The sequence below is a fragment of the Lentzea pudingi genome (assembly GCF_014646255.1).
In the GTDB taxonomy this organism is placed as follows: Bacteria; Actinomycetota; Actinomycetes; order Mycobacteriales; family Pseudonocardiaceae; genus Lentzea; species Lentzea pudingi.
In genome coordinates, this window is the sequence record NZ_BMNC01000003.1 from 928,951 (window position 1) to 948,132 (window position 19,182).

Here is a 19,182-nt window from a genome sequence, read left to right on the forward strand (position 1 = left end):
CCTTTCGTGACCACGGCAGGGACATGGCTCCCCGATGTTTAGTGCGTGTGAAGCCTCACTGTCATCCCGCCATACGTATGGCGTTAGCTGGTGGGATGACGCGCTACGACGTGGAGGAAGCCACCGCGTACCGGGTGGCCCGCGAGATCTCGCTCGAGGGGTTGTCGTCGTGGCGGGCCGCGGTGGCACCGTATTTCGCGCCGGGACGCGTGGTGCTGGACCTGGGGGCCGGGACGGGGTTGTTCGTGCGGGCGTTCGGGGCGTGGTTCCCGGAGGTGTCGGTGGTGGCGGTGGAGCCGTCGGCGGACATGAGGCGTGCGTCGGGGTTGGGGATGCTCGCCGGAGACGCTGGGGCGATTCCGTTGCCGGACGCGTCGGTGGACGTGGTGTGGATGTCGACGGTCGTGCACCACGTGCGCGACCTGCCCGCCGCGGGGGTGGAGGTGCGGCGGGTGCTGCGGCCGGGCGGGGTGGTGGTGCTGCGGTCGTTGTTCCGCGAACGGCATCACGGGATCGGGGTGTTCCGGTTCTTCCCCGAGGCGGTGCGGGCGCTGTCGGGGTTCCCGACGGTCGGCGAGGTCGCGGACGGCATGGGGTTCGTCGTGGACCGGCTGGAGGCGGTGGCTCAGGTGACTGCGTTGTCGTTGGCGGACAAGGCTTCGACGCTGCGGCAGGAGGCGGACACGCTGCTGCGGTCGCTGTCGGCGGCGGAGTTCGAGGCGGGCCGGGAGCGGTTGCTGGCGGCGGCCGAGGTCGAGTCCGGCCCGGTGGTGGACCACCTCGATCTGCTGGTGCTCAGAACTGTCGGTGCCGTCTGAGACGCTTCTCGATGTGGACGAGAAGGCACTGCTGCACCGGTATCTGAACGAGGCCCGCGACGCGTTGTTGTGGAAGCTCGACGGCTTGTCGGAGTACGACGTGCGGCGCCCGTTGACGCCTACGGGCACGAACCTGCTGGGCCTGGTGAAGCACGCGGCCGGGGTGGAGCTCAACTACTTCGGCCGCGTGTTCGGCCGCCCGTTCCCCGGCGCGCCGCTGTGGTCGACGGCGCAGGCGTTACCGGCCTCGGACATGTACGCCTCGCTCGACGAGTCGCGGGAGTCGGTCGTCGCCTTCTACGGGCGGGTGCGGGCGTACGCCGACGAGACGATCGCGGCGTTGCCGGTGGACGCGCCGGGTGTGGTGCCGTGGTGGTCGGAGAGCCGGCGTGCGGTGTCGTTGCGGGAGGTGCTGCTGGACGTGATCGTCGAGCTGCACCGCCACGCCGGGCACGCGGACGTGGTGCGGGAGTTGGTCGACGGCGCGGTGGGCATGCAGGACGGCAACACGAACATGCCGGAGGTGGAGGCGTCCTGGTGGGCGGGGCACCACGCCCGGCTGGAGGAAATCGCCGCCGCCGCGGACCCGGCTCTGCGAGGGTGAGGGCATGGCCTCTGACCCGAAATCCGACCTGCACCGCTACCTGAAGGCCGCCCGCGACGCGTTGTTGTGGAAGCTCGACGGCCTGTCGGAGTACGACGTGCGGCGCCCGTTGACGCCGACGGGCACGAACCTGCTGGGCCTGGTCAAGCACCTGGCCGGGGTCGAGGCGGGCTACTTCGGCGACTGCCTGGGCCGTCCGTTCCCCGAGAAGCTGCCCTTCGACGTGGACGCCGACCCGAACTCGGACATGTTCGCCACGGCCGGGGAGTCGCGGGAGGACGTGCTCGGGTTGTTCGCGCGGGCGACGGCGTTCGCGGACACGAGCATCGAGGAGCTGCCGCTGGACGCGCCGGGGGTCGTGCCGTGGTGGCCCGAGGAGCGCAAGTACGTGACGTTGCACCTGCTGCTGGTGCACCAGATCGCGGAGGTGAACCGGCACGCCGGGCACGCGGACATCCTGCGCGAGGGCCTCGACGGTGTGGCGGGGCTGCGTTCGGGCACCTCGAACCTGCCCGATCAGGACTGGCAGGTCTACCGGGACCGGGTGGAGCTGGAGGCGCGCACGGCAGCGGGTATGGCCTGACCACATGGGTGTGGCTGGAGTTGGAAGCGCGCAGGGCAGCGGGTATGGCTTTGACCACGCACGTGTGGCTGGAGTTGGGGGCGCGTTCGGCGGCAGGCGTGGCGTGAGCACAGCTGGTGGTGGCCGGGTGCCGGGACGCACTCCCAGGAACGTCCCGGCACCGGCCACCGCCAGTGGAGGGCCGCGGACACGGTGGAGCTGCTGGCGGTGTACCTGGGCGTGCTGGGGTGCGGGTTCTTCGTGGACGGGCCGGAGCTGGTTCACCACCTGGGAAAGACGGCTGACAGGTTCCGCGAGGCGATCGATACTGCTGAGCATGGGTAAGGAATACGAGCGGATCGAGCCGCGGCTGCGGGAGTTCATCGAGAACCAGAAGGTGTTCTTCGTGGCGACGGCTCCGCTGGCGGGTGACGGGCACGTCAACCTCTCGCCCAAGGGCCGGCAGGGGACGTTGCGGATCCTCGATGACCGCACGGTGGCCTACCTGGACTTCGGTGGCAGTCACGCCGAGACGATCGCGCATCTGCGGGAGAACGGGCGCGTGACGTTGATGTGGTGCGCGTTCGAGGGGGCGCCGAACATCGTGCGGATCCACGGCCGCGGTGAGCCGGTGTTCCGCGACGACCCGCGGTTCGCCGGGCTGGCGGCGGGTTTCGGCGAGGCGGACGGGCCGGGGCTGCGGGCGGTGATCGTAGTGAGCGCGGAGCTGATCAGCGACACGTGCGGGTTCGCGGTGCCGTTCATGGACTACCGCGCCGAACGCGACCTGCACTCGAACCACTTCGGCCGCAAGAGCGAGGAGGAGTTCCGCGAGTACACGAACAACAAGCCGTACAACATCGCGAGCATCGACGGCCTGCCCGCGATGGAGCTGCCGCTGCCGCCGCGCTGAGTCGAGATCGTCGCGACGGCTCTGTCCCGGGGCATGACGAAGAGCGAGTTCGCAGGCGTTCCTCGGCCGCCCGCTCAGCAGGGAGCGGGCGGTGTGCCGGTCAGCTCGACAGGAAGCGGTCCAGGACGCGCACGCCGAACTCCAGGCCCTGCACGGGTACGCGTTCGTCGACGCCGTGCGCCATCGCCCGGTAGTCGAACCCCTCGGGCAGCCGCAGCGGTGAGAACCCGTAGCAGTGGATGCCCAGCCGGCTGAACGCCTTGGCGTCGGTGCCGCCGCCCAGGCAGTACGGGACGACGGCCGCGGCGGGGTCCTCGTCGCGCAGCGCGTCGGCCATGGCGGTGAACCACGGGGTGTCGATCGGCGCCTCGACGGGTGGCTGGTGCTCGAGGAACTCGCGGCTCACCCCGTCGGCCAGCAGCGAGTCGATCGTGGCGACGAGCTCGTCGACGGTGCCGGGCAGGGTGCGGACGTCGAGGTGGGCCGTGGCGGTGCCGGGGATGACGTTGACCTTGTACCCGGCCTGCAGCATCGTCGGTGTGGTCGAGCAGCGCACGGTGTTCTCCGCCAGTTTCGCGGCGGGTCCGAGCCTGGCGAGCGTGCCGTCGACGTCGTCGAGGTCGACCTCGACGCCCAGGGCCTTGCCCGCGCCGACGAGGAACGCCTCGACGGTCGGGGTGAGCCGCACGGGGTGCTGGTGCGCCGCGATGCGGCCCAGTGTGGTCACCAGGGCGGTGACGGCGTTCTGGTCGTTGCGCCGCGACCCGTGCCCGGCGCGGCCGGTGGCGGTGAGCCTCATGTGCGACGTGCCGCGCTCGGCGGTGCCGATCGGGTAGAGCCGCACGCCGCCGACGTCGTAGGAGAACGCGCCGGACTCGCTGATCGCCGCCCCGACCCCGGCGAAGTGGGCGGCGTGGTGCTCCACGAGCCAGTGCGCGCCGTAGGCGCCCTGGTCCTCCTCGTCGGCGACGAACGCCAGCACCACGTCGCGGCGCGGCCGGCGGCCCTCGGCGTGCCAGCGGCTGAGCACGGCGAGCGTCATCGCGGCCATGTCCTTCATGTCCACCGCGCCCCGGCCGTGCACGAACCCGTCGCGGATCTCCCCGGCGAACGGGTCGAAGCTCCACTCGGCCGGGTCGGCGGGCACGACGTCGAGGTGCGACTGGACCAGCACGGCGGGCAGCGACGGGTCGGTGCCGTGCACGCGGGCGAGGACGTTGGTGCGCCGCGGGGCCGGTTCGAGCAGTGTGGCGGGCACGCCGTTGTCGTGCAGGAGCGCCGCGACGTGCTCGGCGGCCTCCCGTTCGCCGGCGCTCTCGCCACCGCCGCGGTTGGTGGTGTCGAACCGGATCAGCTGTGCGCAGACCTGCGCGACGTCCAGCGGCATGAATCCCACCGTATCCGCACGTGTGAGGTGGAATCGCCGCAACCCCGTGTCAGCCGTAGATGCCCTCGACCGCCTCGGCCGCGATGTGCGTGACGACCTTGAACGCCTTCATCGCCTCGGTCATCGACGCGGCGTCGAACCCGACGCGGCGTGCCCCGAGCAGCTCGACGGTCGGCACGATCGCGGCGGCGTCGGCCAGGTGCGTGGCGTCGAACTCGATCTCCACGCGGTGCGGCGCCACGACGCCGGTGGCGCGGCCCGCACAGGCCATGGCGGCGGTGGCCGCTTCTGTGATCTGTGAAGAAGTCACGGCGGGTGGCAGGCACACGGCCGCGTACCGCGACACGCACTGCTTGACGGCCACGGTCCACGCCGAGGCGGCGTAGGAGACGGCGTCCTCGCACGTGAGGTCGTCACCGGTCACGAGCAGCACGGGAACGCCGTGTTCGGCGGCGAGTGCGGCGTTGAGCCGGCCCTCGGAGGCGGGCACGCCGTCGAGCCAGACGCCGGTGATCGAGTTCTCCAGGTAGGTGTGGGCGAGCACGCCGCGGGCGCCCGCGCCGGTGTGGTAGCCGAGAAACACCACTCCGTCCACATCGGAGTCGATACCTTGCATCATCGACAACGGCTTGTGCCGGCCGGTGAGCAGGCGTGCCGCGTCGTGGAGGTCTTCGAGCAGGAGGTTGCGTTGCGAGGAGTGCGCCTCGTTGACGACCACCTGCTGCGCCCCGCCCGCGACCAGGCCGGTGACGCACGCGTTGACGTCTGCTGTGAACAGGCGCCGGAACCGTTGCCACTGCTCGGTACCGGGGATGACGTCCCCGGTCCAGGTGACTCCGGTGGCGCCTTCCATGTCCGCCGAGATCATGATCCGCACATCTCGGTAAGTTAGCGGTGGCTGCTGGGGAAGAGGGGTTTTCGTGCGGGTGAAGTTGTGCGCGTTGCTTGCCGTGGCAACGACTCTGGGGCTTTCGGCACCTCCGGCACCGGCGCAGCAGCCGGTGGTGCTGAAGGTCGCGATCGTGCAGCAGATCGACTCGATGAACCCGTTCCTCGCGGTGTTCCAGTCGAGCACCGAGGTCGGCCGGTTGATGTACGACTACCTGACCGCGTACTCCGCGTCGGACCAGTCAGTCACCGAGGGCCTGGCGAACAGGTGGGAGCCCTCGGCCGACAAGCTGACGTGGACCTTCACGGTCCCCGAGGGCAAGAAGTGGTCCGACGGCGTGCCGATCACCGCCCGCGACGTCGCGTTCACCTTCACCCTGATGATGACCGACGAGGTCGCCCGGACCGCGAACGGCAGCTTCGTCGCGAACTTCTCGTCCGTCACCGCCACCGACGACCGGACCGTGGTCATCACGACCAAGGCGCCGCAGGTGACGATGCTGGCGCTGGACGTCCCGATCGTGCCCAAGCACGTGTGGGAGAAGGCCGGCAGCATCAAGGACTACGCCAACGACCGGATGCCCGTCGTGGGGTCCGGGCCGTTCGTGCTGTCCGAGCACGTGCCGGGGCAGTTCATCAAGCTCAAGGCCAACAAGGACTACTGGCGCGGCGCGGCGAAGTTCGACGAGCTGCACTTCGTGTACTTCCAGAACTCCGACGCCGCGGTGCAGGCGCTGGGCAAGGGCGAGATCGACCTGGTCAACAGGATGGCACCGGCCCAGTTCGACTCCCTGCAGGGCAAGCCGGGCGTCACCCGCAACAAGGCGCAGGGCCGGCGCTTCACCGAGCTGATGATCAACCCCGGCGCGCAGACCCGCACCGGCGAGCCGATCGGTGACGGCAGCCCGGTGCTGCGCGACGTGCGGGTGCGCCGGGCGATCGCGCGGGCCATCGATCTGGACGCGCTGATCGCGCGGGTGAACCTCGGGTACGCGGAGAAGGGCGCCGGGCTCGTGCCGCCGGTGTTCGGCAAGTACCACTGGCAGCCCGGCGCCGCCGAGCTGCGCACGTTCGACCCCGCCGCGGCGAACGCGGCCCTGGACGCCGCCGGGTTGCCCCGCAAGGCCGACGGCACCCGCTTCCCGCTGCGGTTGATCGGCCGCGCCGGACGCGCCTACGACGAGCAGGCAAGCGAGTACCTCAAGCGGTCGCTGGGCGACATCGGCATCCCGCTCGACGTGCGCCTGGTGTCGGACAACCAGCTCAACGAGTCCACCACCGCCGCCACCTACGACCTGGCGTTCTCGGGCTGGTCGACCAACATCGACCCGGACTTCGTGCTGAGCCTGCACACCTGCGCGCAACGGCCGGGCGCGGACGGCAAGGGCGGCACCACCGACACCTACTTCTGCGACGAGACCTACGACAGGCTCTACGCCCAGCAGCTCTCGGAGTTCGACGAAGCCAAGCGCGTCGAGATCGTCAAGCAGATGCAGGCCCGCTTCTACGACCAGGTGCCCGCCGTCGTGCTCGCCTACGACAACGCGCTGGAGGGCTACCGCTCCGACCACTTCGCCAAGTTCACGACGCAGCCCGCGCAGGGGGGCGTGATCATGGCGCAGAACGGCATGTGGGGCTACTACGGCGCCGAACCGGCGGTGCGCACCTCGCAGGCCGGGAGCACGGGCTGGGGCGGGTTCGCCGTCGCGGGCGCGGCGGTCGCGGTGCTGGTGCTGGCGTTCGTGGTGGTGACACGGCGCCGCAAGGCGACGGCGGGGGAGCGCGAGTAGGTGCGTCTGGCCGGTCGGTTCGGTGGTGCCGCGCTCAGCTTGCTGATGGTGGCGGTGCTGGGCTTCTTCCTGTTCCGGGTGGTGCCGGGCGACCCCGTGGTGTCGATGACGCGCGGCCGCCCGACCACCGCGGCGATGCAGGCCGAGCTGCGCGCGCAGTTCGGCCTGGACCGCTCCCTGCCCGAGCAGTTCTGGAGCTACTTCACCTCGCTGCTGCGGGGGGATCTGGGGACGTCGTTCACGTTCCGCCGCCCGGTCGCGGACGTCATCCTCGAACGCCTGGGGCCGACGGTGCTGCTGGTCGGGACGGCGACGCTGATCGCGGTGCTGCTCGGGCTGTGGCTCGGGGTGCGCTCGGCGTGGCGGCGGGGCTCGGCGTTCGACCGGGTCACGACGGGGGTGTCGCTGACGTTGTGGGCGGTGCCGACGTTCTGGCTCGGCATGCTGCTGATGATGGTGACGGGGGACCTGTTCCCGTCGCGGGGCATGCGCGACACCGACACGGCGCCGGACTTCGTCTCCCAGGCGCTCGACGTGGGTCATCACCTGGTGCTGCCGTCGGTGACGCTGGTCGCGGTGGTGTGCGCGGAGTACGCGCTGGTGATGCGGTCGTCGCTGCTCGAGGAGATGCACGCCCCCTACCTGACGACCGCGCGTGCCAAGGGCCTGCGCGACGACCTGGTGCGGCGCCGGCACGCCGTGCCGAACGCGGTGCTGCCGGCGATCACGCTGGTGTTCCTGCGGTTCGGGCTGGTGGTGGCCGGGGCGATCACGACGGAGACGGTGTTCTCCTGGCCGGGGCTGGGGTTGTTGTTCTACGACGCGCTGACCGGGCCGGACTACTTCCTGCTGCAGGGGCTGCTGGTGGTGACGGCGGGCGCGGTCGTGGTGATGAACCTGCTGGCCGACCTGCTGCACGGGGTCCTCGATCCACGGGTGAAGGTCGTATGAGCACGTTCAGGGCCGGGTTGCTGGCCCAGCGCACGGGAACGGCCGGCGCGGCGGTGCTGGTCGCGGCCGCGGTGATCGCCCTGGTCGCGCCCCTGCTGATCCCCGCGGACGCCTTGGACGTCACGCGGGTGACGGCGGCGGCGTGGCAGCTGCCGGGCGCGGGGCACTGGCTGGGCACCGACCACACCGGACGGTCGGTGGCGCTGCTGATGGCGCAGGGCACGGGCACGTCGTTGTTCGTCGGGCTGACGGCGGCGGTGCTGTCGGTTGGCATCGGCACGCTCGTGGGTGTGCTGAGCGGTCACTTCGGCGGGTTGCTCGCGGGCGCGCTGCTGCGGGTCACGGACTTCTTCCTGGTGCTGCCGGCGCTGGTGCTGGCGATCGCGCTGTCGACGGTGCTGCCGCGCGGGCTGGGCACGATCATCCTGGCGATCGGGCTGACGAGCTGGCCGTCGACGGCGCGGATGGTGCGGGCGCAGACGCTGACGATCGAGGCCCGTCCGTTCGTGGAACGCGCACGCGCGCTGGGCGGCGGCCACGCGCACGTGATCGGACGGCACGTGCTGCCGTCGGTGGTGCCGCTGGTGCTGGTCAACGCGACCCTGGCGGTGGCGTCGGCGATCGTGGCCGAGTCGACGCTGGCGTTCCTCGGCCTCGGGGATCCGACGCGGATCTCGTGGGGCGCGCTGCTGCACCAGGCCCAGCTGCACGGCGCGGTGCCGCAGCGGGCGTGGTGGTACCTGCTGCCGCCGGGGCTGGCGATCGTGGCCGTGGTGCTGGCGTTCACGCTGGTGGGGCGCGCACTCGAAGCCGTTGTGACGCCGAAGAGGTGAACCCGTTGCTGGAGTTGAGGAACCTCACGGTCCACTACGGACCGAAGTGCGTCGTCAACGACGTCAACCTGACGCTCGCGCCGGGGCAGACGCTGGGCCTGGCGGGTGAGTCGGGGTCGGGCAAGTCGACGGTGGCGATGGCGGTGCTGCGGCTGCTGCCCAGGGCCGCGCGGGTGCGGGGCGAGGTCCTGCTCGACGGCGACGACGTGGCGACGATGTCGTGGGGCCGGTTGCGGGCGGTGCGGTGGGCGTCGGCGTCGATCGTGTTCCAGGGCGCGATGCACTCGCTCAACCCGGTGCACCGCGTCGGTGACCAGATCGCCGAGCCGATGCGCCTGCACGGCACGCCCGGCAGCGTCGCCGAGCTGCTGGAGCAGGTCGAGCTGCCGCGTGAGAAGGCGCGGGCCTACCCGCACGAGCTGTCGGGCGGGCAGCGGCAGCGGGTGATGATCGCGATGGCGCTGGCGTGCGGGCCGCGCCTGGTCATCGCGGACGAGCCGACCACCGCGCTCGACGTCGTGGTGCAGGCCCAGGTGCTGGCGGTGCTGGGGCGCCTGGTCGCCGAGCAGGACCTCGGCCTGTTGATGATCAGCCACGACCTGTCGGTGCTGGCGGAGACGTGTGACGACCTGGCGGTGATGCACCGCGGCGAGCTGGTGGAGCGCGGCCGGACCCGTGAGGTGATCGCGAACCCCCGCCATCCGCACACCGCGGCGCTGACGGCGGCGTTCCCGGTGATCGGCGACCCCGCGCACCGCTGGGCCGAACCCGCCGGCGAGCCGGAGCCGCTGCTGGAGGTCCGGGACCTGGTGGTCGACTACGGGCGCACGCGCGCGGTCGACGGTGTGGACCTGACGGTCGGGCGGGGCGAGATCGTGGCGCTGGTCGGCCAGTCCGGCTCCGGCAAAACGACACTGGCTCGTACCATAATGGGGCTGCGGACACCGTCCTCCGGTCGGGTGATCTTCGACGGTGCCGAGGTGGCCCGCACGGGCCGGGCGCTCAAGGCGTTCCGGCGCCAGGTCCAGCTCGTCCTCCAAGATCCTTCCAGTGCCCTGAACCCCCGGCACGCGGTGTTCGACGCCGTCGCGGAGGGACTGCGCGTGCACGGTGTCCCCGGCGACGAGGAAGCCCTGGTCACGGCCGCTGTGGAACGGGCGGAGCTACGTCCGGCGAGCCTGTACCTGGAGTCGTTGCCGCACGAGCTGTCCGGGGGTCAGCAGCAGCGGGTGGTGATCGCCGGGGCACTGGTGCTGGGGCCCCGTCTGCTGGTGGCCGACGAGCCCGTCGCGTCGCTGGACGCCTCGGTGCGCGGGGAGGTCGTGGCGCTGCTGCTCCGGTTGCGCCGCGAACTGGGCCTTGCTTCATTGATCATCACGCACGACCTAGGGCTGGCGTGGCAGATCGCCGACCGGGTCGCGGTGATGCACCAGGGGACAATCGTGGAACAAGGCTCGGTGGAGAAGGTCCTGCTCGCCCCCTCTCACGACTACACGCGTGCGTTGCTGCGCGCGGTGCCGCGGGTGTGAGGGTGATCCCGCTCGAACACGCCCGCTACCGGGCCTCGCTGACGCCCGCCGAGATCGGGCGGGGCGGGGCCGACGGCTGGGTGCGCGTCGAGGAGGTGCCGGCGCTGGCGGCACTGGCGTGGCAGGACCTGGGCCGCCCGCCCGGTGTGCTGGGCGAGCTCGCGCAGGCCAGCGAACCCGGGCACGTGCTGGAACTGTGCCGCATCCTCGCCTCGACCTCCCGTGTCGACACCGCCGCGGTGTGGCGTTACCTGGCCGCGGACTGGGAGCACACTGGGCAACGCTCCGACGGCCGGCAGCGGTTCCTGCTGGACCGGGTGATGCGCGGCGAGGGGATGGACTGGCACGACGACGCCGCGCTGATGGGCGCGGTGCGGCCGGAGGAGGTCGACGCGGCGTTCGACCGCGGCGAGGACATGGTCGGGGTGGCGGTGATCGGTCTCGCGTTGTCGTACCCGGACCCGCTGGTGGTCTCGCGGCGGGTGGCCCGCGCGCTGGACCACAACCGCATCGAGGTCCGCCGCCAGGGCGCGACGGCGCTCGCGCACGTGGCCCGCCTGCACGGGGTGGTGTCGCGGGAGTGCCTGGAGGTGCTGCGCCGCCATCCCGACGAGGTGGCGCAGGACGACCTGTGGACGTTCATCGCGCACCGCAGGCTGCCGGCGTGGCTGTGGTGGCGGCGGCTCAGGTCACGGCCAGCGCGGCGAGTTCGGCGCGCACGGCGGTCTCGGTTACGCGGTTGCGCTGTCCCAGCGCACGCCGCAGCGCGTCCTCGAAGTGCTGCCGGGCCTCGTCGAGGTCGCCTCGGTCGCGCGCGACCAGACCGCGTTGCACGGCGATGTGACAGCGCATCTCGTCGGGCCCGTACCAGCCGACCGGGCACAGCTCCCACGCCCGGTCGCACTCCGCTCGTGCGGTCGCGTGGTCACCGGTGACGCGGGCGAGCGTGGCCAGCCCGAGGTGGGCGCCCGCGCGCACCACGAGCGCCCCTGCCCGCTCGGCCAGTGACAACGCGAGGACGAAGTCCGCTCTCGCCCCGTCGAGGTCACCCGCGGCGATCTTGGCCTGGGCACGGCCGTTGACGGCCTCGGCGGTGTCCTCGCTGGCGCCGAGCTCGGTGAGCAGCCCGCGGGCCCGTTCGATGTGGATCAGAGCATTCGCGGCGTCGCCGTCGGTCAGCGCGATCTCGCCGAGCTGGTTGAACGCCAGCGCCGCACCCCACCGGTCACCGACCCGCGTGAACGCCGCCGCGCCCCGCAGCAGCAGGTCCCGCGCGACCGCCGTCTCGCCCGCGAAGCGCGCCATGAGACCGTCCCCGACCAGCACGAGTGCCGCGCTCCACGCGTCGTCGCCCAGCAGCCGGGTGCGGCGGTGCCACACCGTGGAGTCGTTCTCCGGCGCCCCGAGCGCCATGCCCCACATCATCGTCATGATCGGGTAGCGCGGCGGGGCGTCGAGCGCGGTCAGCAGGGCGTCGGCCTGGCGGATGCGGGCGCTCTGGTCACCGGTCGCGATCGGCCACGCGAGCAGCAGGCACAGCGTGTACTCCTGCTCGTGACCCGGCGGCGGGGTCTCGCCGCAGGCGTGCAGCACGGCGTCGGCCTGCCGGGCGGCCTCGGTGCGCAGGCCCCGGCACCAGTGGTAGGTGGCCAGGGCGGCGACGAGTTCCAGCGCGAGGCCGACGTCGTGGCCGGTGGCCCAGGTGACGGCGGCGACGAGGTTGTCGTGCTCGGCGGACAGCCGGGCGAGCCAGTCGATCTGGTCGTGGGCGCGCAGGTGCGGTTCGGCTTCCTGCGCGCGGGCGAGGAACCAGCGTGCGTGCCGCTCGCGCAGATCGGGTGCGTGGGTGGCGCAGAACGCGCGGATGGTGTCGAGCATCCGGTAGCGGTCGCCGGCGAGTTCGAGCAGGGACTTGTCCACCAGCGAGACCAGTGTGTCCACATCGGACTCGCACACGGCGGTGACGGCGTCGAGACCCGCGCCGCCGCTGAACACGGTGAAGCGGGCGGCGAGGTCGCGTTCGGGACCGGTGAGCAGGTCCCAGCTCCACTCCACGACGGCGTGCAGCGTGCGATGGCGGGGCGCGGCGGTGCGGCTTCCCTTGGACAGCAACCGGAACCGGTCGTCCAGGCGCGCGGCGATCTCGGCCAGTGGCAGTGCCCGCACGCGCGCCGCGGCCAGTTCGATCGCGAGCGCGATGCCGTCGAGGCGCCGGCACACCTCGGCGACGAGGTCGCGCTCGGCGTGGAACCCCGGCTTCACCGCCCGCGCCCGGTCCAGGAACAACCGGGTCGCCGCCTCGTCGTCCAGCGCGGTCACCGGGCTCAGCGTCTCGCCGGTGATGCCCAGCGGCTCACGGCTCGTCGCCAGCACCCGCACGCCGGGGCATGTGGACAGGACGGCGCCGAGCACGCGGGCGGCCTCGTCGACCACGTGCTCGCAGTTGTCCACGACCAGCACGACCTCCCGTGCCGCCAGAGCCGCCCGCAGCCGGTCCTCGGCGCTGAGCGGACCCGCCGGCGCCAGCCCCGCCTCGCGGACCCCGACGCCGTCGAGCAGCGCACGGGCGACGTCGGAGGTGGCGCTCAGGTCGACGAACGCCACCTCACCGGGTTCGCGGTGGGCGACCTCGACGGCGAGCCGGGTCTTGCCGGTGCCGCCGGGGCCGATGAGGGTGACGAGCCGGTTGTCGCGCAGCCACGTCGACACGCGCCGCAAGTCCTCGTCGCGTCCGACGAAGCTGGTGAGCTGCGCGGGCACGCCCCGGTGCGGCGCCTGGGCCGCGAGCACCTCCAGGTGGGCGGCGGCGAGCGCGGGGGAGGGATCGACGCCGAGCTCGCCGGCCAGCAGCGCACGGCCTCGCGCGAACACCTCCAGCGCCTCGCCCTGGCGGCCGTCGCGGTGCAGCGACCGCATCAGCGCGGCCCGCAGGTCCTCCCGCAGCGGGTGCCCGGCCAGCAGTTCGGTGAGGTGTCTCGTCGTCCCGCCCGCCACCGCGCACTCGATGAGCAGCTCGGTCAGGGTGTGCCGCGCGGCCTGCGCGAACGGCGCGTCCACGTCGGCGAGCGCCGGGCCGCGCCACAACGCCAGCGCGTCCGCGGCCCGACCGGCACGCAGCAGCTCGGCGCACCGCAGGTGGTCGACGTCGGCCGGGTCGGCGACGAGCCGGTAGCCCGCCGGGTGGTGCTCGAGGACCAGGCCCGCGACGGTGCGGCGCAGCCGGGACACCTGGGACTGCAGCGCGTTCGCCGCACCCGCGGGCGGCTCGGGGTACAAGCCGCCGATCAGCTGGTCGTGCCCCACGATCCGACCAGCGTCCATCACGAGCATGGCCAGCAACGCCCGTTGCCGCGGCGCCGCGACCTCCACGCCGTCGACCAGCACCGGACCGAGCACCCCGAACCTCACAGGGGGTGATTGTTCCCGAGTTCCTTGATCGGCGAGACCGGAACGGGCGCTGGGCCGAACAGATCGACTACCAACGCATCTCGGTGACGGCCCGTATCTCGGTGGCCACGTGCGATCTCCTGCATCACAGCTCGTGCCCGGTCGTCGCGTCCACGTGCCCCGGGACCTCGTCGTGCCGGTCACCGACGGTCAGCGTGCCGGTCGGCTCGAACATCAGGATCCGCGCACCGTGCGGGGCCGACGGCTTGTGGAACGTCCCGCGCGGCACGGTGAACACCTCGCCCTTCGCGAGGCTGACCGTGCGCTCGGGGTCCCGCAGCGCGAGGTGCAGCTCACCGTCGAGCACGAGGAAGAACTCGTCGGTGTCGTCGTGCACGTGCCACACGTGCTCACCCCGCACTTTCGCCACGCGCACGTCGTAGTCGTTGACGCGGGTGACGATCCGAGGGCTCCACAGGGCGTCGAACGAGGCCAGGGCGTCGTCCAGCGAGATGGGGTTCATGGTGTTCAGCCTCGCCGTTGCCTGAACGCGAGCGTGAGTGCTAGGAATCGCACATGCCGCAAGAATCCTCGCACCGCGTGGTCGTGATCGTCGACGAGAACTCCAACCCGTTCGAACTCGGCTGCGCCACCGAGGTCTTCGGCCTGCACCGCCCCGAACTCGGCGGCCACCTCTACGACTTCCGCCTCTGCTCACCCGAACCCGCCACCGTCATGCGCGACGGCTTCTTCACCCTCACCGGCGTCACCGGCCTGCACACCGCCGAGCACGCCGACACCCTCATCGTGCCCAACCGCCCCAACGTCGACGCACCACGCCGCCCCGACGTCCTCGACACCATCCGCCGCGCCCACACCCGCGGCGCCCGCCTCGTCGGATTCTGCAGCGGCGCCTTCACCCTCGCCGAGGCAGGCGTCCTCGACGGCCGCCGCGCCACCGCCCACTGGCAGTGGGCCGACGACTTCCGCACCCGCTACCCGGCCGTGCACCTCGAACCCGACGTCCTGTTCGTCGACGACGGCGACATCCTCACCTCCGCCGGCAGCGCCGCCGCCCTCGACCTCGGCCTGCACCTCGTCCGCCGCGACCACGGCGCCCAGACCGCCGCCTCCGTCAGCCGCCGCCTCGTCTTCGCCGCCCACCGCGACGGCGGCCAGCGCCAGTTCGTCGAACGCCCCGTACCCGACCTGCGCGACGAGTCACTCGCCCCCGTCCTCGCCTGGGCCCAGCACCACCTCGACACCCCGCTCACCGTCGGCGACCTCGCCACCCGCGCCGCCGTCAGCCCCGCTACCCTGCACCGCCGCTTCCAGGCCCAGCTCGGCACCACACCCCTCGCGTGGCTCACCGGCGAACGCGTCACCCTCGCCTGCCGGCTCATCGAACTGGGGGAGAGGCGCTTCGACGTCGTCGCCCGCCGCACCGGCCTGGGCACCGCCGCCAACCTGCGCGCCCTCATGCGCCGCGAAACCGGCCTCACACCCTCGGACTACCGCCGCCGCTTCAGCCCAGCGCCCGCCAGCCCAGAACCAACCAACTCAGCACCGGTCACGCCAGCGCCCGCAGGGTGATCCGCCGCACCACCCGCGTCTTCGCGTCCGCGTAGTCCTGCACCCGCTCCCACGTCCGCACCGCGAGCTCCCGCTTCACCCGCTCGTAGGCCTCCCGGTCCGCGTCGTGCGAGCGCAGCCGATCCCGGAACGCCAGCATCCGGTCCACCTCCTCGCACCCGGGGGAGAAGACGTGCATGTTCACGTTCGGCACCGTGCCCTTGAGCAACCGGTGCTCGAACCAGCCCGGCTCCCGCAACCGCAGGTAGTACCCCGCCCGCACCAACGCGGGCACGTACGACGCCTCGTCCGCCGCGTCCGGCACCACCAGCACGATGTCGATCAACGGCTTCGCCGCCAGCCCCGGCACCGACGTCGACCCGCAATGCTCCACCCGCACCGCCACCGGCCCCAGCGCCGCCCGGATCCTCGCCTCCTCCACGGCATACCACCACGGCCACTGCGGGTTGTACTCCTCCAGCGTGATCGGCGCGTTGTGCGGTGGAACCTCGGTCACGTACTCCACCTCGGCAGGCTCCTCGACCACCGCGGCCCACGCCCGTTCGAGGATCTCCACCTCCACCGCCGCACCCGACGCCGCGTACAACTCACGATCCGCGGCGTTGTCCCGCAACCAGTCCCGCAGCAACTCCCGCCGCCACACCACCAGCGATTCCCGTTCGACACTCACAGCAGACCCCCTCACAGGCAGCCGGCCAGACTATCAACTCCCGAACAGGTCACCCGCCGAATCCACCCGCTCCAGCACCTCGTCCGCCGTGAACACCAGATCCCCCACGACCTCGCAGTCCTCGACCTCGTCCCACGTCAACGGCGTCGACACCGCCGGCCGCTCCCGAGCCCGCAACGAGTACGGCGCCACCGTCGTCTTCGCCGGGTTGTTCTGCGACCAGTCGATGAACACCTTCCCCGTGCGCTGCGCCTTCGCCATCGTCGCCACCACCAGCTCCGGCAACTCCTGCGCCAACCGCTGCGCCACCGCCTTCGCGTACTCCGACGTGTCCTTCGCCGGCGCGTACGCGTACATCTGCATCCCCTTGTTGCCCGACGTCTTCGCCCACGAGTCCACACCGTCGTCGTCCAGGACCTCCCGGATCCGCTCCGCCACCCGGCAACACTCCACCACCGTCGCCGGCGCACCCGGATCCAGGTCGAACACCAGCAGATCCGGATCCCGCTTCCCCCCGCGCGGCCCCACCGTCCACTGCGGCACGTGCAACTCCAGCGCCGCCAGGTTCGCGAGCCACACCAGCGTCGCCAGCTCGTCCACCATCACGTAGTTCACGGTCTCGTTGCCCTTGGTGCTGCCCGGCGACTCCAGCCGCATCGTGCGCACCCAGTCAGGACGGTGCTCCGACGCGTTCTTCTCGAAGAACCACTTCCCGTCCACCCCGTTCGGATACCGCTTCAACGTCACCGGACGATCCTTCAGATGGGGGAGCAGCACCGGCGCGATCCGGGTGTAGTAGTCGATCACCTCACCCTTGGTGAACCCGAACTCCGGATACAGCACCTTGTCCAGGTTCGTCAGCTTCAGCACCCGGCCCTCGACCCGCACCGTCGCATCACTCGACAACCCGACGCACCTCCTCAGGCGACTTGTCCGGCCGCAAACCACGCCACGCCGGAAACCGCATCCGCCCGTCCGGCGTCCACTGCCGGAACACCACCTCGGCCACCAGCTCCGGCTCGACCCACTTCGCGCCCCTCGACCGCTCCCGCGGCATCTCCGTCACGAACGGCGACGACCTGCGCGCCAACGCCTCCAACCGAGGCGTCAGCACCGCCAGCTCCGCGTCGTTGAACCCCGTGCCCACCGACCCCGCGAACGCCAGCCCGCCATCACGCGGGATACCCAGCAACAACGCGCCGATCACCCCCGCACGCTTGCCTTCACCCATCCGCCAGCCACCGATCACCACCTCCTGCGCCAGCAGGTCCGTGATCTTGCGCCACACCGGCGACCGCGTCCCCGGCTGATAAGGCGAATCCAGCCGCTTCGCCACCACCCCCTCCAGCCCCTGCTCCCGGCTCGCCGCCAGCACCGCCGCACCCTCCTCGTCGTACGACGGGGGAGTCAGCCAATGCGAACCCCGCAACTCCAGCTCCCGCAACAACTCACGCCGCTGCCGGAAAGGAAGATGCGTCACCGACGTGCCATCAAGGTGCAGAAGGTCGAACAACAACAACGTCACCGGGTACTGACGAGCCGCCCGCCGCGCCGCCTCGGACTTCGTCACATGCATCCGGTTCTGCAACGCGCTGAAACTCGGGCGCCCGTCCCGCAACGCCACGATCTCCCCGTCCAGCAGAGCCTCCGTCGAACCGAGCTGCTCACCCACACCCTGCAACTCCGGATACGCCACCGTGATGTCGTTGCCCAGACGCGACCACGCCTGCACCCGGCCACCCTCCACCCGCAGGACCGCCCGCACACCGTCCCACTTGAACTCGTACGCCCACTGATCATCATCGTCACGGGGGAGAGGACCGGGCACCGCCAGCATCGGCTTGACCAACTCCGGCAACACCTGCCAGTCCGGACGCGCCGGCGCATGACGACGCTTCATCATCCAGTTCTTCCCGTCCCCACCCGACCGGAAGAACACGAACTGCCCCTGCACACGCTGCCCGTGCAAAATCACGTCGACCTCGCGGTCAGACCACTTCACCGTCTCGTACCGGCCGCGATCCCACAGGAACATCTCACCGCCGCCGTACTCACCCTTCGGGATCTCCCCGGAGAACTCCGCATACTCCAGCGGATGGTCCTCGGTGTGCACAGCCAGACGCACCACATCAGTCGTCGGCGGCAAACCCTTCGGCACCGCCCACGACACCAAAACCCCATCACGCTCCAACCGCACATCCCAATGCAGGCTGCTCGCGTGATGCTCCTGAACCACGAACGTGTCGTTGCCACCCCGCGGCAGCACATCAGCATCAGGAACGGGCTCCGGCGTCCTGGCCGGATCCCGCTTGCGCCGGTACTCGTCAAGCCCGGCCATCTACGCAGACGAAGCCTTCTTCTTCGGCGCCGACTTCTTCTCCGCGCCCTTCCGCCCCGCCTTCGCCTTCTCCACACTGCGCTCCAGAGCCGTCATCAGATCGATGACATCACCCTTCTCCTCGGCCTCCGGCTGCTCGGGCAACTCCGCACCCTCCGCCTTCGCCGCGATCACCTTCTCCAGCGCATCCCGGTAGTCGTCGGTGAACGTGTCCGGATCGAAGTCACCCGCCATCGACTCCACCAGCGACGTCGCCATCTTCAACTCCTGCGGACGCACCTCCACGTCCTGGTCCAGGAAGTCGAACTCCGCCTTGCGGATCTCATCCGGCCACAACATCGTGTGCATCACCAACACGTCATCCCGCGCCCGGATCGTCGCCAGCGTCTCCTTCTGCCGGATCGTGATCTTCACGACCGCCAGCTGACCCGTCTTCACCAACGCATCCCGCAGCAGCACGTACGGACGCGCCGCCGCCTTGTCCGGCTCCAGGTAATACGTCTTCTGGAAGTAGATCGGATCGATCTCCTCCGCCGGCACGAACTCCAGGACGTCGATCGACTTGTCGGTCTTCACCGGCAACTTCTCGAAGTCCTCGTTCTCCATGATCACCATCCGGCCGTCGTCCAACTCGTAGCCCTTGGTGATCTCCGAATACTCGACCTCTTCACCGCACACCGAACAGACGCGCTTGTACTTGATGCGCCCGCCGTCCTCCCGGTGCACCTGGTTGAAACGGAAGTCGTGCTCCTCGACAGCCGTGTAAAGGCGCACGGCGATCGTCACCAACCCGAAGGAGATGGCCCCACGCCACACGGATCTCATTCTCATTGGGTACCCCTGAAATGCGGTTTTCGCACTATCAGGTCACCCACTCGGCCTAACGATCCGGCAACAGGGCGACCCCCGGCTCACACGT

General features: G+C 70.9%; 17 protein-coding genes. 9 read left to right on the top strand and 8 right to left on the bottom strand.

Annotated features, from left to right (window positions below; genetic code table 11):
• Positions 1-95 precede the first annotated feature (95 nt).
• The 4 genes from IEY88_RS15180 to IEY88_RS15195 all read left to right on the top strand — a co-directional run bounded on the left by IEY88_RS15180 (position 96) and on the right by IEY88_RS15195 (position 2,897).
• Complete coding sequence (locus tag IEY88_RS15180) at positions 96-818, top strand: class I SAM-dependent methyltransferase (protein ID WP_189155321.1); 723 nt, start codon at positions 96-98, stop codon at positions 816-818.
• 13 nt (positions 819-831) lie between these two features.
• Entirely contained in the window at positions 832-1,422 is a 591-nt protein-coding gene (locus IEY88_RS15185) for a DinB family protein (protein WP_229693400.1), read from the top strand.
• A gap of 4 nt (positions 1,423-1,426) precedes the next feature.
• A complete protein-coding gene (locus IEY88_RS15190; protein ID WP_189155323.1) occupies positions 1,427-2,005 on the top strand; it encodes a DinB family protein in 579 nt (192 codons plus the stop codon).
• Between the two features lie 316 nt (positions 2,006-2,321).
• Positions 2,322-2,897: a pyridoxamine 5'-phosphate oxidase family protein gene (locus IEY88_RS15195; RefSeq protein WP_189155324.1), complete on the top strand. Its 576-nt coding sequence runs from the start codon at positions 2,322-2,324 to the stop codon at positions 2,895-2,897.
• A 100-nt stretch (positions 2,898-2,997) separates the two neighbouring features.
• On the opposite strand, the gene IEY88_RS15200 is transcribed toward IEY88_RS15195, so the two are convergent.
• A complete protein-coding gene (locus IEY88_RS15200; protein WP_189155325.1) occupies positions 2,998-4,284 on the bottom strand; it encodes a M20/M25/M40 family metallo-hydrolase in 1,287 nt (428 codons plus the stop codon).
• 49 nt (positions 4,285-4,333) lie between these two features.
• Positions 4,334-5,161 carry a M55 family metallopeptidase gene (locus IEY88_RS15205; protein WP_189155326.1) on the bottom strand — a complete coding sequence of 276 codons (828 nt, stop codon included), beginning with the start codon at positions 5,159-5,161 and terminating at the stop codon, positions 4,334-4,336.
• 43 nt (positions 5,162-5,204) lie between these two features.
• Here IEY88_RS15205 and IEY88_RS15210 point away from each other — a divergent pair, with 43 nt between their 5' ends.
• From IEY88_RS15210 to IEY88_RS15225, 4 genes are read left to right on the top strand one after another with little or no spacing between them, the layout of a single operon-like run.
• Entirely contained in the window at positions 5,205-6,962 is a 1,758-nt protein-coding gene (locus IEY88_RS15210; RefSeq protein ID WP_189155327.1) for an ABC transporter substrate-binding protein, read from the top strand.
• A gap of 45 nt (positions 6,963-7,007) precedes the next feature.
• Entirely contained in the window at positions 7,008-7,913 is a 906-nt protein-coding gene (locus IEY88_RS15215) for an ABC transporter permease (protein WP_189155452.1), read from the top strand.
• The gene (locus tag IEY88_RS15220) at positions 7,910-8,746 is read left to right on the top strand and encodes an ABC transporter permease (protein WP_189155328.1); all 837 of its coding nucleotides are present in this window, start codon (positions 7,910-7,912) and stop codon (positions 8,744-8,746) included. Before IEY88_RS15215 ends, IEY88_RS15220 begins: the two co-directional genes overlap by 4 nt.
• Entirely contained in the window at positions 8,743-10,275 is a 1,533-nt protein-coding gene (locus IEY88_RS15225; RefSeq protein ID WP_189155329.1) for an ATP-binding cassette domain-containing protein, read from the top strand. Before IEY88_RS15220 ends, IEY88_RS15225 begins: the two co-directional genes overlap by 4 nt.
• A 684-nt stretch (positions 10,276-10,959) precedes the next feature.
• Here IEY88_RS15225 and IEY88_RS15230 read toward each other — a convergent pair.
• Both IEY88_RS15230 and IEY88_RS15235 read right to left on the bottom strand, forming a co-directional pair.
• A complete protein-coding gene (locus IEY88_RS15230) occupies positions 10,960-13,683 on the bottom strand; it encodes an AfsR/SARP family transcriptional regulator (RefSeq protein WP_189155330.1) in 2,724 nt (907 codons plus the stop codon).
• Between the two features lie 124 nt (positions 13,684-13,807).
• On the bottom strand, positions 13,808-14,185 hold the full coding sequence (locus IEY88_RS15235) for a cupin domain-containing protein (RefSeq protein ID WP_189155331.1): 378 nt from the start codon (positions 14,183-14,185) through the stop codon (positions 13,808-13,810).
• Positions 14,186-14,238: 53 nt separating this feature from the next.
• Here IEY88_RS15235 and IEY88_RS15240 point away from each other — a divergent pair, with 53 nt between their 5' ends.
• The gene (locus tag IEY88_RS15240; RefSeq protein WP_189155332.1) at positions 14,239-15,255 is read left to right on the top strand and encodes a GlxA family transcriptional regulator; all 1,017 of its coding nucleotides are present in this window, start codon (positions 14,239-14,241) and stop codon (positions 15,253-15,255) included.
• Here IEY88_RS15240 and IEY88_RS15245 read toward each other — a convergent pair.
• Genes IEY88_RS15245 through ku form a run of 4 tightly spaced genes read right to left on the bottom strand, consistent with a single transcriptional unit; the run spans position 15,233 to position 19,088 of the window.
• A complete protein-coding gene (locus IEY88_RS15245; protein ID WP_229693401.1) occupies positions 15,233-15,925 on the bottom strand; it encodes a GrpB family protein in 693 nt (230 codons plus the stop codon). The genes IEY88_RS15240 and IEY88_RS15245 overlap by 23 nt on opposite strands.
• A gap of 33 nt (positions 15,926-15,958) precedes the next feature.
• Complete coding sequence (gene ligD / locus IEY88_RS15250) at positions 15,959-16,831, bottom strand: non-homologous end-joining DNA ligase (RefSeq protein ID WP_189155333.1); 873 nt, start codon at positions 16,829-16,831, stop codon at positions 15,959-15,961.
• Entirely contained in the window at positions 16,821-18,263 is a 1,443-nt protein-coding gene (gene ligD / locus IEY88_RS15255) for a non-homologous end-joining DNA ligase (protein ID WP_189155334.1), read from the bottom strand. Before ligD (IEY88_RS15255) ends, ligD (IEY88_RS15250) begins: the two co-directional genes overlap by 11 nt.
• Positions 18,264-19,088: a non-homologous end joining protein Ku gene (ku, locus tag IEY88_RS15260; RefSeq protein WP_189155335.1), complete on the bottom strand. Its 825-nt coding sequence runs from the start codon at positions 19,086-19,088 to the stop codon at positions 18,264-18,266. It abuts the gene before it with no gap.
• Positions 19,089-19,182: the final 94 nt, after the last annotated feature.

Bases quoted from the DNA above. Each gene is read 5' to 3' on its own strand.
- IEY88_RS15180 (WP_189155321.1), top strand. From the start codon at position 96: ATGACGCGCTACGACGTGGAGGAAGCCACCGCGTACCGGGTGGCCCGC.
- IEY88_RS15190 (WP_189155323.1), top strand. From the start codon at position 1,427: ATGGCCTCTGACCCGAAATCCGACCTGCACCGCTACCTGAAGGCCGCC.
- IEY88_RS15195 (WP_189155324.1), top strand. From the start codon at position 2,322: ATGGGTAAGGAATACGAGCGGATCGAGCCGCGGCTGCGGGAGTTCATC.
- IEY88_RS15200 (WP_189155325.1), bottom strand. From the start codon at position 4,284: ATGCCGCTGGACGTCGCGCAGGTCTGCGCACAGCTGATCCGGTTCGAC.
- IEY88_RS15215 (WP_189155452.1), top strand. From the start codon at position 7,008: ATGGTGGCGGTGCTGGGCTTCTTCCTGTTCCGGGTGGTGCCGGGCGAC.
- IEY88_RS15220 (WP_189155328.1), top strand. From the start codon at position 7,910: ATGAGCACGTTCAGGGCCGGGTTGCTGGCCCAGCGCACGGGAACGGCC.
- IEY88_RS15235 (WP_189155331.1), bottom strand. From the start codon at position 14,185: ATGAACCCCATCTCGCTGGACGACGCCCTGGCCTCGTTCGACGCCCTG.
- IEY88_RS15240 (WP_189155332.1), top strand. From the start codon at position 14,239: ATGCCGCAAGAATCCTCGCACCGCGTGGTCGTGATCGTCGACGAGAAC.
- ligD (WP_189155334.1), bottom strand. From the start codon at position 18,263: ATGGCCGGGCTTGACGAGTACCGGCGCAAGCGGGATCCGGCCAGGACG.
- ku (WP_189155335.1), bottom strand. From the start codon at position 19,088: ATGAGATCCGTGTGGCGTGGGGCCATCTCCTTCGGGTTGGTGACGATC.